Origin of the sequence: Ensifer sp. Root1252 (assembly GCF_001425885.1) — a bacterium.
Taxonomy (GTDB): domain Bacteria; phylum Pseudomonadota; class Alphaproteobacteria; order Rhizobiales; family Rhizobiaceae; genus Ensifer; species Ensifer canadensis.
The window spans coordinates 59727-75280 of sequence record NZ_LMDT01000004.1 but is presented as its reverse complement, the minus strand read 5'-3'; the positions used below and the strand labels follow the sequence as shown (position 1 = coordinate 75280).

Below are 15554 nucleotides of genomic sequence, written 5' to 3'. Positions count from 1 at the left end.
GCCCTTCCCTGAGCCTATTCGGCCGGCTTCAGCCGCAACAGATGCATCAACCGCATGCGGTTGTTGTCGTGATCCTCGGGGTTCATCGCGGGCTCTTCCTTCGAGACCCATCCGGTGAAGCGCTTGGTCGAGAACTGGTACCAGGTCGGACCGTTGAAGACGGGAACGACGGGCAGATTGTCGGCAACGATCAGCTGCACCTGGTCGAACAGCTTCTTGCGGTCCTCGTCCGTCGTCGCCCGGCGATATGCGTCAAACACCTTGTCGAGTTCCGGATTGGAGTAGCGCGAAGGCGCGCTGGTGATCCGTCCGCCGAAGGCGGTCGACAGCGATTGGAAATAGCCGCGGAAGGGGGTCGGCCCGTCGGCGCGCGAATTCATCACGGCCTCGAATGAGCCGTCGAGGATCTGCTTCTGCCATTGCTCGTATTCGGGCGTGGCCACCGAAGCATTGATCCCGATCTTGCGCAGGCCTTCGGTGGCGATCTGGACCGCATCGATCCAGTCGGTCCAGCCGTTGGGGACGATGATCGGGAAGGTGATGGGTTTGCCGCTCGGCGTCGTGCGGAACCCTTCGCCGTCCTTCTTGTAGCCGGCATCGTCGAGCAGCTTGTTGGCCCTGTCGATGTCGTAGGCGAGCCATTCGTCCTGGGCGCCCTCGGCCGCCTTGTTGCGCCAGCTATCAAAGCGAGGCGGCAGGCCGCTCGCATGCGCATTGACGACGGGATAGCCGAAGCCGGCAATGTCGACCATGGAAACGCGATCCATCGCCAGGCTGAAGGCGCGGCGGAAGGTCATGTCGTTGAAGGCTTCGGCGTTGCCGGCATTGGCCGACTTGAGGTTCATCTGGAAGGAAACCGTTTCGGCCGGTGGCTGCCAATAGGCATTGTGCTCCGGGTCGAGGCCGACATAGGTCTTGTCGATCTGCGGCAGGAACGAGCCGAACCAGTCAAGGCCCCCCTCGGGCAGAAGCGCCAGCATCTGGTCATTGCCGGCAATCTGCGGCAGTTTCAGGCAATCGACCTTCAGGGTCGCTGCGTCCCAGTAGTTGGGATTGCGGCATTGCTCGTAGACCTGCGGCGTGAAGCGGCGGATCTCGGTCATCGGGCCGGAACCGACAGGCTTCTCGTTCTTGAAGGCGAGCGGATCGGCAACATCCTTCCAGATATGCTCGGGCACGACAGGAAAGTCGGCGAGCGATTCCGGGAAATGTGTATCGACGCCCTTGAGGTTGATCTTAACCTCCGTGGGCGACACCGCCTCGACCGAAGCGACACTCTCGCCGACGCCGACGATGTCGACCGCCGGGTTCTTGAGCATCAGTTCGAGGGTGAATTTCATGTCGGCCGATGTCAGCGGCTTGCCATCCGACCACTTGACGCCATCGCGCAGCGTATAGGTGATCGACTTCAGATCGTCGGCAAACTTGTAGCCGGTTGCCAGCCGCCAGACCGGCTTGCCGCTGTCATAGTCGTTGAAGATCACGAGCGGCTCATAGACGAAGTCCATGGTGCTTTGGCGCCGCCCGCCCAGGTCGAACGGGTTGAAGTTCTGCACCCAGCTCGTCTGCTCTTCGATATGCATGGTCAGAACGGACTCGGCCTGCGCCTGGCCCGCTGCAAGCATGGCGAATGACGCGGCCATGACCCCGCCGAACACCCTTGCCGAAACTCTGCTGATGATGTTTCCGGTCCCCGTTACAATTGGTCTGGACCGCATTTCCTCGACTGCCGGCATGACGAACTCCCCTCCAGGTTTCGATGACGCATTTAATAAGTCAAGTAATTTGACTTAATGATATGTCCAGGATTGAACGCGTGTCAATCTGCGTCTTTTCGCTACGACTAAGGATGAAGAAGCGGTCGAGGACAGGCATCATTGCTGAGGCTTCGATCGCCGGCGGCGCGGATGCCAATGGCTGGAAGCCGGCTCAATGAAGGCATCGCAGCCATCAAGATCTCTGCGATTGCAGCGACTTGGGGGTACGGCAAACGGGACTGTCGAGCGCGAGCTGCAGCCGACCGGGTCGCTGTTCGTCGGATATCGGTTCTGATCGAAGGGCGATGGCTCACAGGTATGGTCGCCACGTCATGGCGGCCTCTGGCGTTCCTGATTTCGTCGTCGTGAAGACGCCCGCAGCCCGGCGTACCGTGAGCCCGCACTATGATGCGGGCCCGATGCCGGGATGCTTATGCCGCCGCCTGCCTACCGAGTTGCTCAAGGCTCGCCTCGACGATATCGAACATCTCGTCGATCTCGGCGGCGGTGATGATCATCGGCGGGCAGAAGGCGATGGAATCGCCGATGTTGCGGCAGATCAGGCCGTTCCTCTGCAGGATCGCACCAACCCGCGCGCCCGTCGCGCCTGCGGCCGCCCCATCCGCCGCCTCGAGTTCGAGCGCACCGATGAGGCCGACGCCGCGCGCTTCGACAGCCAGCGGATGCCGTTCGAGCGCATTGAGCCGACCGAGGAAATGCGGCGCAAGACGGCGGACATTGCCGACCAGGTCCTTCTCCTCGATGATCGCCAGGTTTTCGAGCGAGACTGCAGCGGCGACCGGATGGCCGCTGGCGGTAAATCCATGCCCGAGCGCACCGATCCGATCTGCCTCATTGGCGATCGGCTCGTAGACGTTGTCGTTGATCATGAGAGCCGCGATCGGCTGATAGGACGATGACAGCTGCTTGGAGAGCGTCATGATATCCGGCCGCATGCCGAAGGTCTCGGATCCGAACATGTTGCCGGTGCGCCCGAAACCGCAGATCACCTCGTCGGCAATCAGCAGGATATCGTATTTCCGCAGCACGTCCTGGATGGCCACCCAATAGCCCTCCGGCGGAACGATGACGCCGCCGGCCCCCATAACCGGCTCGCCGATGAAGGCGGCGATCGTCTCCGGCCCCTCCTCGAGGATGAGCGCCTCCAGCTCTTCTGCACAGCAGCGCGAAAAGGCAAGCTCATCCTGCCCCGGCTCCGCACCGGTGCGATAATGCGGGCAGGTCGTGTGCAGGATGTTGGGAAACGGCAGATCGAACGATCGATGGTTGTTGGGGAGGCCCGTCAGGCTGGCGCTCAGCGCCGTCACGCCGTGGTAACCCTTGATGCGCGAGATGATCTTTTTCTTTTCCGGTTTGCCTAGCGCGTTGGAGCGATACCAGACCAGCTTGATCGCTGTATCGTTCGCCTCGGATCCGGAGTTGGCGAAGTAAACCTTGGACATCGGCACCGGCGCCATGCCGACCAGCTTCTCCGCCAGATCCGCCACCGGCCCGTGCGATTTCTGCGAGAAGGTATGATAGTAGGGTAGCCTCGCCATCTGGCTGCGCGCGGCTTCGACCAGCCGTTTCTCGCCGAAGCCGACGGCCACGCTCCAAAGCCCGGCCATGCCCTCGATATAGCGCTTGCCGCTGTTGTCGAAGACGTGGATGCCCTCGCCGCGGTCGATGATCAGCGGCCCTTCCCGCTCCAGCTTGCGCGGATTGGTGTAGGAATGGAGATGGTAGGCCATGTCCCGCGCTTCGGTGGAATTAGGCTGTGCGGTCATCGGCGTCTCCCGTTTTGATGCATGATCACTCTGGTGCGTGGTTACAAGGCGATATCATAGGTCAGCCAATCCGTTCTGGTGGCCAGCTGATCATAAAGGCCGCGAGCCCGGTAGTTGTTGTCGCGCGTGATCCAGCGGATGACGGACCAGCCGCGCTCTCGCCCGATTTCGGCAACGGCGCGGATCAGCGCCGGTGCTGCGCCGCTGCCGCGCGCCTCGGGCGCAACGAAGAGATCGTCGAGAAAACCCCCGCGCGCCGCCATCAGCGGCCGGATATATTCGCGAAAATGGGTCAACCCGATCGGGCGACCCGAGCCATCGAGCGCCAGCCGGCATTCGAGCTGGCCGTCGCGGATCCAGCTCCACACCCGATCCCGCATCTCGTCGGTCTGATCAACCCCGTAGAAGGCGGCAAATCCCGCATGAAGCTCGTTCCATGCGGACCTATCGGCCTCAGCGGCCGCAACGATCGTAACACCCGCCATGACATCCCCCCGTATTCGGGTAGGCGAACCGCCCACCCACCAAGCATTTGCGTTGCTACTGCCAGGCAGCCACTGAGCGTTTGCGATACATGTTGCGAAACTGTTCGGTGGAGACGGGTAGCAGATCGCCCGTATCCCAGTCGAGGATCACGGCATAGCGGCGCACCGCGTCGAGCGCATTGATTTCCCCCGCCTTGAACTTTGCCGAGACCTCGGCCGGATCTGCGCCCAGCCAACCCAACCGGTCTGCCCGGATCTGTCGCCGCAGTTCGGCCGTCGCGGTGGCATCGATCTCGTAGGCGCAGATTTCCGGATCGACGGGATCGATGACGACGCCATAATCCTTCGCCGCCCGCTCGACCGAGACGTAGTCGTCGATGACATCGGCCAGCACCCGTTGCGGATCGCGCTCGAGCGGATCGCCGAAGCCGCCGCCGCCCGCGGTCGGGCGCGAGAAGACGTCCCCCGCCTCGATTGCCACATCGGAGAAAGTAGCGCCGAGCCATTCCGTCTTGCCGGTCTTTTCACGGGTCAGCGTTAGCCCGTGCGGCATCGACGGCAGCCCGCCCTCGATGCCCCAAACGATGGCGCGCTCGCGGTCGCAGATATAGGAAATGACGGTATTTTCGGCTTCGAGCATGCGGGAAGTCTTGAGCACACCGGCACCGCCGCGCCACTTTCCGGGGCCGGCAGAATCCGTCAGCACCTCGAACTCGGTGGTCAGGATCGGATTTGCCCGTTCCTGTCCCTCGACCGGCTGGGCCATCAGGCCGGTTCCGAAGCAGGCCGTCGTCACATTGCAGCCGTCCATGCCGTTGCGCCCGCCCCAACCGCCGGGAAGCCAGTCGTAGAACATGAAGATCGGCTTTTCCGCGGCGCGTGCATCACGCCCGCCGGTCAGCAGGTATTCGAGGTTGAAGGCACAGGCGATGGCGCGCTCCGGGATGATCTTCGACCAGATCTCGTAGATCGCGTTCATGATCTTCTCGAAGGGCATGAGGAAGCCGGTGACGGCCACCGGCCACTTCGCATCGACGATCGAGCCTTCGGGCGCGATGATTTCGAACACCCGGTAGAAGCCGCTGTTGAGCGGCAGGTCGGGGAAGAAGGTCTTCATCCCCGCGGCGACCGCCGAGAAGGTCGCGCCGAAGGCGGAATTGTAGATCGAGCCGATGGTCGGGTGGCTGCCGGTGAAGTCGTAGATCGCCCGGTCACCCCTAATCGTCAGCTTGACCTTGATCGGGATCATGCCCTCGTTGCCCGCCGGATCACGGTCGATGAAGTCCTGCGTTTCCCATTCGCCGTCCGGCAGTGCGGCGATCCGCTGGCGCATGGCGCGCTCGACATAGTCCTGCACGGCGCCGAGCCCCTGTTTCACCGTGCCCTCGCCGTATTTGCCGACCAGCCGCAGGATCTCGCGCTCGCAGACCTGGGTCGCCTGCGCCTGGGCATGGATGTCGCCGATGATCGAGGCGGGGTCGCGGGTGTTGGAAGCGATGAGGTGGGCGACATCCTTGCAGAACCGCCCCTTGTCGAACAGGCGGATCGGGGTGATGCGCATCCCCTCCCTGAACATCTCCTTGGCGGCGACATCAAAGGAGCCTGGGACGCTGCCGCCGAGATCCGACCAGTGTCCGTTCGACTGGCTGAAGGCGATGATCCTGCCGTCGACGAAGATCGGCCGGATCAGCCGGACGTCGTTGAAATGCGTGCCGCCGGCATAGGGATCGTTGATGGCGTAGACGTCGCCGGGATGCATGTCGCCATCGAAGGCGCGGATGACGTCCTTGCAGGTGAAATGCAGGGTGCCGACATGGACCGCAATATCCTGGTTACCTTGAGCTGCCGAATTGCCTTCGGCATCGTGAAGGGCACTGGAGAAGTCGCGGTTGTAGATGACAAAGGAATAGCAGGTTCTCAGGATCTGCTCGGCCATCTGATCGACGCTGGTGATGAAGGAGTTCTTCAGGACCTCGAAGGTCACCGGGTCAAGGTTTTGCTGTTCAGACATTCGCTTCACCTTCGATGCGGATGATGATGTTGAGATAGGTGTCCACTTCCGCGGTCGTTCCCGGCGGGACGACGACGGTCGAATCGAGTTGCTCGACGATGGCAGGGCCCTTGAAGACGAACCCTGCGGGCAAGGTTTCGCGATCGTAGACGGGCGTATTGAGCGCGGCCTCGGCTTCAAACCATACGCTCCGCCGCGTCTTCGGCTCGGGGATCACTCCCGTCGGCTCGTGGCGTGCCAGCGACGCCTTCGGCACCATGCCGACGGCCTTCAAGTTGATGCGGAACAGGCTGACCGGCGTTTCGTCGCGACGGAAATTGTATTCGCGCTGATGCTCACGGTGGAAGGCTTCGACCAGCGGCGCGATGTCGGTGACCGGCGCTGGTGCGGTGACGGAGAGCGAACGCCACTGCCCGAGATACATCATGTCGATGCTGCGCTGGAGCACCACGTCCTTAGCCGCGACACCTTCATGGGCGAGCCGCTCCGATGCTTCCTGTTCGAGGCGGAGGAAGGCCTCTTCGATCGCCGTTGCGTTGGCGTCGGCGGCCGCCTTCAGGTAGCTTTCGGAAAAATCGTGCTGCATGTCGACGAGCAGGCAGCCGAGCGCCGAAGTGACGCCGGGGTTCGGCGGAACGATGACCGCGGGGATCGAAAGTTCGCGAGCGATCGCCGCGCCATGCAGGGCTCCGGCACCGCCGAAGGCGACGAGCGCAAAATCGCGTGGATCGTAGCCACGGCTGATCGAGATCAGCCGCACCGCGTCCGACATATTGGCATTGGCAACACGGATGATCGCATCGGCGGCCGCATGCGGCTCTAGCCCGAACGGCTCGGCGACCCCTTCGCGGACGGCCTCGAGGGCAAGGTTCGCGTCAAGCGTGATCTTGCCGCCGGCAAGGCTGGTACCGAGGCGACCGAGCACGACATTGGCATCGGTGTTGGTCGGCTGCCGGTTGCCCTTGGCATAACAGGCAGGGCCTGGATTGGCGCCGGCCGATTGCGGACCGTTGCGCAGCGATCCGGCCTCGTCAGTCCAGGCAAGCGACCCGCCGCCGGCACCGATCGTCAGAACCTCGATCGAGGAGAAGCGGATCGGATAGCCGAATTCGATGAACCAGTCCTTGGTGATGCGCGACTGGCCGTCATAGGCGAGCGACACGTCGGTCGAGGTGCCGCCCATGTCGAGCCCGATCGAATTGCGGAAGCCGCAGAGCTCGGCGATGTATTTGCTGGCGATAGCACCGGCAGCAATGCCGGAACCGGCAAGCCGTGCGGCAAAGTCCTCGACGCTCTTCGGGGTCATTACCCCACCGCCTGTGTGCAAAAGCAGAAGATCGCGTTCATAGCCTTCCTGCTGCAGCCGCTTGCCGAGCCGCGATGTATAGTCGACGACAACGGGGCTTAAGGCCGCATTGGCGACGGTCGTGGAGAACCGCTCATGCTCGAAGATCTCGGGCAGGACTTCCGACGAGGTCGACACCGGCACGCCGGGCATCACCTCCATCAAGATTTCCTTCATGCGGCGCTCGTTGGCGCCGTTCATGAAGGCGTTCATGAAGCAGACGGCGACGGCCGCGACATTGCGGCGCTTGAGAATGCGTGCGACCTCCCGGGCCTCGTCTTCGTCGAGCGTGGCGACGATCCCGCCCTGCGCGTCGACACGCTCCGTCACCACCAACCGGTCGCGCCGCGGCACATAGGGCGGCACTACGTCCTTGTAGGTATCCCAGAGGTCTTCCTTGTTGGCGCGGCGGATCTCGATGACGTCGCGGAAACCTCTCGTGCAAACCATCGCCGTGCGCGGCAGGCGCCGCGTGATCAGGGCGTTGGTGGCAACGGTGGTGCCATGCGAAAACAGCGCCACCTTCGACAGGTCGATGCCGGCTTTTTCGACGCCAGACATGATCCCGTCGATCGGATCGGCGGAGGACGACGTCTTTTCGACCCGGATCCGGCCCGTGGTCTCGTCCATGATGCAGATGTCGGTAAAGGTGCCACCGACATCGACCGCAACTCGAAGGTTCTGCAAAATCCGTCTCCTGTCTTTCATCCGTTTAAAAGCGGGCATCCGTTGAAAATCGGGCAAGGCTTCGCCCTTCGCCCGGTCGGGCGTGCGACCGCCTCACGTCTGTCTGGGGTTTGTCGCCGTCCGGCTCAGCCGGGGCTGCTCGGGCTCGTCAGATGGGAGCGCTCGCGCGCTTCGCTCGGGCTGTAGCCGAAATGCGCCTTGAAGTGGCGGCTCAACTGCGCGTGGTCGCTGAAGCCGAGTGCATAGGCGATTTCCGAAACCAGCTTGCGGCAGGTGGGATCGCGCAGCATCTCGTCGCAGCGCAGAAGCCGCTGGACCCGGATCCAATGGCACACGGACGTGCCCTGCCTCTTCATCAGTTGGTGCAGGTAGCGCACCGAGATGCCGCAGGCATCGGCGATCACCTGCGGACCGAGATCGGCCCGGGCGAGATTGGCGCGAATGTAGCTCTCGACGCGATGCAGGTGGCCGACCTGAACCGAGCCTGCGTCCGACGTCAGCATGCGTTCGTCGGAGATCAGCGACATCGCGAGGATATCGACCAGGTGCTTGCCGGTCATGTCGCGGGCGGGCGCATCCATCTCGACAAGCCGCGGCGCAACAAGCCGGATCATGTCGACGAACAATGCGCCGGTGCCACGGGTGGAATCGAAGCTGAGCGACGCGATACGTTCGGGAAGGCCGACACGCGGACGCAGCGTGGCAATCGGCACCTTCAGCACCCAGAGCGTGTTCTTGGCCGTATAGCTGAATTCGTACGGCAGATGGCTGCGCTCGACGAGGAAGGCCCCCGGCTTGCAGCGCACTGCCTTACCGGCCTGCTCGAAGCTGATCTCCGCCGTCTCCGGCACGGTGATCAGATAGCTTTCTTCGCGCTCATGCAGCAGGTGCCGTTTCTGTCGGCGATAGAGCAGCCCGTCGGATTCAAGCCGCGACAGCGATACCGCGCCGAGATCCCAGACGTTCAACTCGCCGGAAAACTCCGCCGAGTTCTGGAAGCGCAGATCGAGCGGGAAGTAGGTGCTCGATACCGCCTCGTCCCAATAGCGCTTGCGCTCGAACGCAACCGTGCCTGCCGTGGAATAACTCACGTCCATGCGAAGCTCCCATCCAGTCCGCCGTCCGTCTGCTTCAGCTGTTCCCGTGTTGCCAAGGCGACGGCCGATCGCGGCCTATTCTTCCTGACCGGCTGCCTTGAATGTCGCGGCCTCTTCAGGGCCTTTGCGACCGGCGTTTCCGGAAGGTCGTCAAGCAGTAGACTATCTCTTTCCCGCCCCGGCTAGTCGCAAAGTGCGCTCGCTCTTGTCGGTAGGCGTAGTTTCCGAGCGACCTGCCCCTCAATCGGCACGAACGATTGCCTCGGCCGCAAGCGCCATCGACAACAGATGCGCATCGTGATGCGGCTGGGCGGAAAGCAGCAGGCCGACCGGCATACCGGCGGCGCCAATGCCGCACGGTAGAGAGACGCCGCACCAGTCAAGGAAATTGCCGATCGAGGTGTTGCGCAGGGTCCGGGCGTTGGTTTCGACGAACAGGGCGTCGTCATTGAGAAGCGGCGCCGTGGGTGGCGCCACATGGGCAACGGTGGGATAAGCGACAAGCTCGTTCGACCCAATATGGGCGGCGATCTCGGCGATCAGCGCCTCCCGCGTGTTTAGCGTCTCGACATAATCGGAGAGGCTTATGTTTTGCCCGAGCCGGGCCCGTGCCACGACGCGCTGGTCCATCGATGCCGCCTGCGACCCTTCGAGCCGGTCGCGATGGAGCGCGAAGGCCTCGGCCGTGACCAGCGGTCCGTGCCGCGCCATGGTCTCGAAAATGCGCTCGAATGCCGGAAACGGCTGGCGGCGCACACGGGCGCCGGCGCGCTCCAGCCGCCCGAGTCCGGCTTCGAAAGCGGAAACGACACCGTCTTCGGCACCGTCGAAAACCACCGTTGTCGGCACCACGAGCGACAGGCCATCGAGACTGCCCCGCCGGATTTCCGGCGCGGGCAGACCTCGCATCGCCGCATCGACCCAGACGGCGTCCTGCACCGTCCGGCAGAGGGGACCGAGCGAATCGAGGCTCTTGGCGAGCGGAAAGACGCCACGCATGGAATAGCGGCCGCGCGTCGCCTTGTAGCCGACGATACCGTTGAAGGCGGCCGGAATGCGGATGGATCCGCCCGTATCCGTGCCGATCGAAACCGGCACGAGGTCGGCGGCTACGGCGGCACCGGAGCCGGAGGACGAACCGCCCGGCAGGCGGTCGACATCGCGCGCCCGCGGATTGCGCGGCGTGCCGTAATGCGGGTTGATGCCGAGCCCGGAGAAGGCAAATTCGCTCATGTTGACGCGACCAACGCTGACCATGCCGGCATGGCCGAGCGCGGTCACCATCGCCGCGTCCTCTTGTGCCGCCGGCGCGTCCTTCAGCACCACCGATCCCGCCGTCGTCGCCACGCCTTTGATGGCAAACAGGTCTTTCCACGCAACGGGAATTCCGTCGAGCAACCCAAATGAACGGCCGGCGGCGATGCGCCGGGCGGAGGCCTCCGCCTCCCGCATCGCCCGCTCCGGCAGAATCGTGGTGAAGATCGCTTGGTCGTCGTGACTGCGGATCCGCTCAAGCGTCCAGCGTGTCAGCTCACGCGGATCGAGCGCACCGGACTGCAGCAGCACTGACAGCTGCGCGATCGACCGTCCACTGAAGTCCTGCGTCATCCCGTTTCCCTCTATCGTTCGACCAGCTGCATCCAGCGGCGAACCAGATAATTGTGCTCGTCCATGGTGGTATTCCAGACCGCGATGCAGTTGGCGCGCTGCCAGTAGGAGCCGCCGCTCCTGACCGATCCTGCCCGAATGCGTATGGTGCCGTCCGGGCCCGGCAGGTCGCATGCCGCCGGCAGGCCGCCGTACCAGTAGTCCCATTCGGCCACCGACATGAATTGCCTCGAACGCTCCGGCGTCGAGATGTAGTAGCCTTGCCGCGCCACGACCGAGCCCGGCCAGCCGGATATCCACCAGTTGAGATACTCATAGGCGACGTCGCGCATGCGGCCCGACAGATGGCGTGCGAGACACAGGCCGCCATGCCAGGCACGATATCCCTCAGCCGGCACCGCCTGTTCCACCGGAACGCCCTGGCCGTTGAGGATGCTGATGCCCGTCGACCACATGCTCTGGATATCGGTCTCGCCGCGCACCATCAGCCGCGCTGCATCCTCGGCCGTCCGCCAGAAGGCGCGGAAATAGCCGTTCTTCTTGCGCTCCTCAAGCAGACCGATCAGCCGGTCGATCTCGTCAACAGTCATGGCGCCGATATTGTCGAACGACATCAGGCCGGATGCCTGCGCGGCAAGGGCTGCATCGAAGATACCGATCGCCGGCTCGTCGACGAGGGCTGCGCGTCCGGCCCAGCGCTCGTCGAGCAGCGCCGCCCAGCTGTTCATCGAAACCGTATTGGGGGCAACGTCGGTCCTGTAGGCGAAGCTGTCGAAATTATGCGTCGTCGGCAGCATCGAGATCGTGCTCGACGGCGTGTCGCCCAGTTCGAGATTGGGCTGCACGAACAGCTTCTTTACCGGCGCATCCCCCTGCCCCAGCCTGGCATTCGGGCCGATATGGCCGGTCTTCGTCAGATCGTTGATCTGGTCCCAGAGCGCGATGCGGCCAATCTCGATCGGCTGGATCGCCCGCCAGTACCAGACGATATCCAGATTATGGAAACACTGGTCGTAGATGTCGTAACTATCCGGCTCCTGCGCCGCCTTGTGCTGAGTGGTCAGGAAGTCGTTGTTGTCGAATACGACCTCGATGCCGAGATCGGCCTCGGCGCGAACCCGCAACTCCTCGAGCAGAGAAATCGCCGTGCCAAGCACGCGCAGGCGTGGGCGACCGGAGAGATGGAGGGATGGCGTCGCCATCGTCGCTTGGTCAGGCAGGTGCTTGTTCATGAAGACGACTGACGTTCCTGAAGACTGCGTTTCGGGACGGCCGCATCCTCGACGGAGGACCGGTCGAGGGCAAAAGCCTCGAACGACCGTTTCAGCAGTTCGACATCCAGACCGTCAACAATAAACACGATGCGCGAGCGGCGATCTTCGTCCGGCCAGCGCTCCATATGAACAGGCGTGTGGACCAAATGCTGAACGCCATGAATGGCGACAGGGCGCTCCTCGCCTGCGATGTTGAGAATGCCCTTCACCCGCAGCACCTTCTCGCCGTGACGGTTGAGCAGCATTGTCAGCCAGAGGCCGAAAGCCGTCCAGTCGATGGCGCGCTCCACGGTCATGACGAAGGAGGTCACCGCGGACTGGTGCACGGAGCCTTCCGCCGTTGCCAATTGAACCGGCGCCTCGCAATAGAAACCGCTGGTCGATTGCAGCGCGGCGGCGCGCAGGCCGAGGTTCTCGTCGACAAGCTCGGCAACGGCGAAGGACAGATCGGTCGCCATCAGCAGCGGCGCGTCCGGATTGATGTTGCGCAATTTCTCGACAAGACGGGCGACATCGGCCGGCAGCGCCAGATCGGCCTTGGTGACGACCAGCCGGTCTGCAACAGCAGCCTGCCGGTTGGATTCGACATAGGTGCCGAGTTGGCCGAGCCCGTTGACGGCATCGACGGTGGTGATGACGTTGCCCGGGCGGAAATGGTGGCGCAGCACCGGGTCGGATTTGATCGTCGACAGCACCGGGAACGGATCGGCAAGCCCGGTGCTTTCGACGACGATGCGGCGGAAAGGCGGAACCAGCCCGCGCTCCCGCTTCGAATGCAGATCCTTGATGGCATCGGCAAGCTCGCCGCGCACCGTGCAGCAGAGACAGCCCGATTGTAAGAGCACCATGGTATCGTCGATGCGCTCGACAAGATGATGGTCGAGCCCGACCTCTCCGAATTCGTTGATGAGGACCGCTGCATCCGAAAGAGCCGGATCGGCGAGCAGTCGCGCAAGCAGAGTCGTCTTGCCGGAGCCGAGGAAGCCCGTGAGCAGGTTGATCGGGGTCAGCAGCGGGATCTGCGGCTCAGTCATCGATCGCGGCCTCAGCAGCAGTAACCAGGGCCACATCGAGCGGATCGCAGGGACGGCCGCAAAGCCGTTCGGCGGCCGGCCAGAGATGACCGAGATCCTCGATGATCTCAGTCTTGCCCGTCCGTGTGGACAACACGAAGGACGCGCCCTGCCAATCGGAGATGGTCAGACCGAAGCGCGCCAGCATTGCATTGGCGATGCGCACCCGGTTGGCGCGCTCGCGCCTTCGATCGATGCGCTCGACATTGCGGGTATAGACGCCTGGCCGCGCCACCGCATCGGCCCAGTGTTCGTTGCCTCCAAGGACGCCGCAGAGAGAGCACATCGTTTGATCCAATCGGTGTAAAAAGCGGGGACGGCGCTCGGACCGCCCCCGTCAGTCGCTCACTTCTTGCGCGGGAAGCGCTTGGCGAAATCGTCGGCGATCTCGTTCATGGTCACGAACTTCACGCCCGGATGCTTGATCATGTGGGCATAGAGCCGCTCCAGCATCATCAGCACCTGCGGCCGCCCGGCAACATCAGGATGGATCGTAATCGGAAAAACCGCATAGTCCATCTCGCGATAGACCCAGTCGAACTGATCACGCCACATCTGCTCGATGTCGCGCGGATTGACGAAGCCGTGGCTGTTCGGGGCCTTCTTCATGAACATCATCGGCGGCAGGTCATCGAGATACCAGGAGGCCGGAATTTCGATGAGATCGGTCTCCTTGCCGCGCTGCAGCGGCACCATCCATTCGGACGGCTTCTTGGAGTAGTCGATCTTCGTCCACTTGTCGCCGACGCGGACATAATAGGGCGTGAAGTCGTCATGCATCAGCGAGTGATCGTACTTGATCCCGCGTTCCAGCAGCAGCTCGTTGGTGACGTTGGAGAACTCCCACCATGGCGCGACATAGCCGGTCGGGCGCTTGCCCGAGAGCTTGGTGACGAGATCGATGCTCTTGTCGAGGACTTCGGTCTCCTGCTCGCGCGTCATGGCGATCGGGTTTTCATGGGTGTAGCCGTGAATGCCGATTTCGTGGCCGGCGTCCGCCACAGCCTGCATCTGTTCCGGGAACGTCTCGATCGAGTGGCCGGGAATGAACCAGGTGGTCTTGATGCCGAAGCGTTCGAACAGTTTCAACAGTCGCGGGCTGCCGACCTCGCCGGCAAAAAGGCCGCGCGAGATATCGTCGGGCGAATCCTCGCCCCCGTAGGACCCGAGCCAGCCGGCGACCGCGTCGACGTCGACGCCGAAGCTGCAGAGGATTTCCTTGGCCATGGTATGTCTCCTTCGTGTTTTCTCTTCTCGTAAGTCAGAGCGGGATGCGGGCGGAAAACCGCACACATTGTTCCTCATCCCGCTCGCGTGATCAGGCTGGGATGACCGTGGCTTCGCCCGGCTGCCAGCTCAAAAGAATGTCCGCGCCTACGGGGAAGGCGTCGGGCTGGTACTTGTCGACATGGGCTTCGAGCGAAACGGTGCGTCCGTCCGCAAGTCCCGCCGTCAGGTGGGATACATGGCCGACCACGTCGAAGCGGCGCACACTGGCGCTGACGACGTTGCCGCCGACCGCATGGGCAATCTGGTCACGCGAAACCAGGGCCGCCGGATGCACCTCGATCGCTTCGGCCGGGATGACGACATTGACCCGTGACCGCTTGGAAAGGGCCCCGTTCGGCCGGCCGGAAAGCTGCCCGAGCGGCGTCGAAACCAGCGTCCGGTCGTCCGATGCGCCTTCGACTTCGCCCTGGAAGATCGTGTTGTTGCCGATGAACTGGGCAACGAAGGCGGTGTTTGGCCGGGTGTAGAGCTGGTGTGGCGGGCTGATCTGCTCGACCCTGCCCTGGTTCATCACCACGATACGGTCGGAAAGCGCGAGCGCCTCGGACTGCGCATGGGTGACGAAGACGAAGGTGACGCCGAGCGTTTTCTGCAGCAGCTTCAGTTCGTTCTGGATCGCCTTGCGCAGATTGGCGTCGAGCGCGCCCAGCGGCTCGTCGAGAAGCAGAATATCCGGTTCAACGACAAGACCGCGGGCAAGCGCGATGCGCTGGCGCTGGCCGCCGGAGAGCCGGTCCGGCTTCTTCTCGGCGATGTCCTCGAGCCCAAGCGTTGCCAGGATACGATCGACCTTGGCGTCGCGTTCGGCTTTGGCCATGCCCTTGACGTCGAGCCCGTAGCCGACATTGCGGCGCACGGTCATGTGCGGAAAGAGCGCGTAGCTCTGAAAGATCATCGACGTCGGCCGGTGTTCCGGCCGGATGTCGTTCATACGCTTGCCCTTGATCAGCATCTCGCCGGAAGAGATCTGCTCGAAGCCGGCGATCATGCGCAGCGTCGTCGTCTTGCCGCAGCCGGACGGGCCGAGGAACGCGATGAACTCGCCCTTGGAAACCGACAGGTTGAAATCGATCACGGCGGGGGTGCCGTTGTCGTAGACCTTGCCGACATTGTTGAGTTCGAGGTCGAAGATCACGGTCG

At 63.2% G+C, this 15554-nt stretch carries 12 protein-coding genes; all 12 read right to left on the bottom strand.

Translation table 11 applies throughout. The features are described from left to right. Positions 1–14: 14 nt before the first annotated feature. The 12 genes from ASD02_RS06775 to ASD02_RS06720 all read right to left on the bottom strand — a co-directional run bounded on the left by ASD02_RS06775 (position 15) and on the right by ASD02_RS06720 (position 15549). Complete coding sequence (locus ASD02_RS06775) at positions 15–1643, bottom strand: ABC transporter substrate-binding protein (protein ID WP_244494183.1); 1629 nt, start codon at positions 1641–1643, stop codon at positions 15–17. A 545-nt stretch (positions 1644–2188) separates the two neighbouring features. Continuing rightward, entirely contained in the window at positions 2189–3544 is a 1356-nt protein-coding gene (locus ASD02_RS06770) for an aspartate aminotransferase family protein (protein ID WP_057220392.1), read from the bottom strand. Between the two features lie 41 nt (positions 3545–3585). Then, entirely contained in the window at positions 3586–4029 is a 444-nt protein-coding gene (locus ASD02_RS06765; RefSeq protein WP_057212688.1) for a GNAT family N-acetyltransferase, read from the bottom strand. 55 nt (positions 4030–4084) lie between these two features. Continuing rightward, positions 4085–6040 (bottom strand): hydantoinase B/oxoprolinase family protein, encoded by a 1956-nt coding sequence (locus ASD02_RS06760; protein ID WP_057205873.1) that lies wholly within the window; start codon positions 6038–6040, stop codon positions 4085–4087. Next, positions 6033–8072: a hydantoinase/oxoprolinase family protein gene (locus tag ASD02_RS06755; protein WP_057212686.1), complete on the bottom strand. Its 2040-nt coding sequence runs from the start codon at positions 8070–8072 to the stop codon at positions 6033–6035. Before ASD02_RS06755 ends, ASD02_RS06760 begins: the two co-directional genes overlap by 8 nt. A gap of 125 nt (positions 8073–8197) precedes the next feature. Beyond that, the gene (locus ASD02_RS06750; protein WP_057205869.1) at positions 8198–9169 is read right to left on the bottom strand and encodes a helix-turn-helix domain-containing protein; all 972 of its coding nucleotides are present in this window, start codon (positions 9167–9169) and stop codon (positions 8198–8200) included. Positions 9170–9409: 240 nt separating this feature from the next. Then, the gene (locus ASD02_RS06745; protein ID WP_057212684.1) at positions 9410–10777 is read right to left on the bottom strand and encodes an amidase; all 1368 of its coding nucleotides are present in this window, start codon (positions 10775–10777) and stop codon (positions 9410–9412) included. Between the two features lie 11 nt (positions 10778–10788). Continuing rightward, positions 10789–12009: an extracellular solute-binding protein gene (locus ASD02_RS06740; RefSeq protein ID WP_057212682.1), complete on the bottom strand. Its 1221-nt coding sequence runs from the start codon at positions 12007–12009 to the stop codon at positions 10789–10791. Beyond that, on the bottom strand, positions 12006–13085 hold the full coding sequence (locus ASD02_RS06735) for a GTP-binding protein (protein WP_057205863.1): 1080 nt from the start codon (positions 13083–13085) through the stop codon (positions 12006–12008). The genes ASD02_RS06740 and ASD02_RS06735 overlap by 4 nt, the downstream gene beginning before the upstream one ends. After that, positions 13078–13410 carry a hypothetical protein gene (locus tag ASD02_RS06730; protein WP_025429664.1) on the bottom strand — a complete coding sequence of 111 codons (333 nt, stop codon included), beginning with the start codon at positions 13408–13410 and terminating at the stop codon, positions 13078–13080. The genes ASD02_RS06735 and ASD02_RS06730 overlap by 8 nt, the downstream gene beginning before the upstream one ends. 59 nt (positions 13411–13469) lie before the next feature. Next, complete coding sequence (locus ASD02_RS06725; protein WP_057212680.1) at positions 13470–14351, bottom strand: polysaccharide deacetylase; 882 nt, start codon at positions 14349–14351, stop codon at positions 13470–13472. 91 nt (positions 14352–14442) lie between these two features. Continuing rightward, positions 14443–15549: an ABC transporter ATP-binding protein gene (locus ASD02_RS06720; protein ID WP_057205859.1), complete on the bottom strand. Its 1107-nt coding sequence runs from the start codon at positions 15547–15549 to the stop codon at positions 14443–14445. Positions 15550–15554: the final 5 nt, after the last annotated feature.

What these genes read in the sequence shown, in the direction of transcription:
- ASD02_RS06775 (WP_244494183.1), bottom strand. Translation starts at nt 1,643, where the DNA reads ATGGCCGCGTCATTCGCCATGCTTGCAGCGGGCCAGGCGCAGGCCGAG.
- ASD02_RS06770 (WP_057220392.1), bottom strand. Translation starts at nt 3,544, where the DNA reads ATGACCGCACAGCCTAATTCCACCGAAGCGCGGGACATGGCCTACCAT.
- ASD02_RS06765 (WP_057212688.1), bottom strand. Translation starts at nt 4,029, where the DNA reads ATGGCGGGTGTTACGATCGTTGCGGCCGCTGAGGCCGATAGGTCCGCA.
- ASD02_RS06760 (WP_057205873.1), bottom strand. Translation starts at nt 6,040, where the DNA reads ATGTCTGAACAGCAAAACCTTGACCCGGTGACCTTCGAGGTCCTGAAG.
- ASD02_RS06750 (WP_057205869.1), bottom strand. Translation starts at nt 9,169, where the DNA reads ATGGACGTGAGTTATTCCACGGCAGGCACGGTTGCGTTCGAGCGCAAG.
- ASD02_RS06745 (WP_057212684.1), bottom strand. Translation starts at nt 10,777, where the DNA reads ATGACGCAGGACTTCAGTGGACGGTCGATCGCGCAGCTGTCAGTGCTG.
- ASD02_RS06740 (WP_057212682.1), bottom strand. Translation starts at nt 12,009, where the DNA reads ATGAACAAGCACCTGCCTGACCAAGCGACGATGGCGACGCCATCCCTC.
- ASD02_RS06735 (WP_057205863.1), bottom strand. Translation starts at nt 13,085, where the DNA reads ATGACTGAGCCGCAGATCCCGCTGCTGACCCCGATCAACCTGCTCACG.
- ASD02_RS06730 (WP_025429664.1), bottom strand. Translation starts at nt 13,410, where the DNA reads ATGTGCTCTCTCTGCGGCGTCCTTGGAGGCAACGAACACTGGGCCGAT.
- ASD02_RS06725 (WP_057212680.1), bottom strand. Translation starts at nt 14,351, where the DNA reads ATGGCCAAGGAAATCCTCTGCAGCTTCGGCGTCGACGTCGACGCGGTC.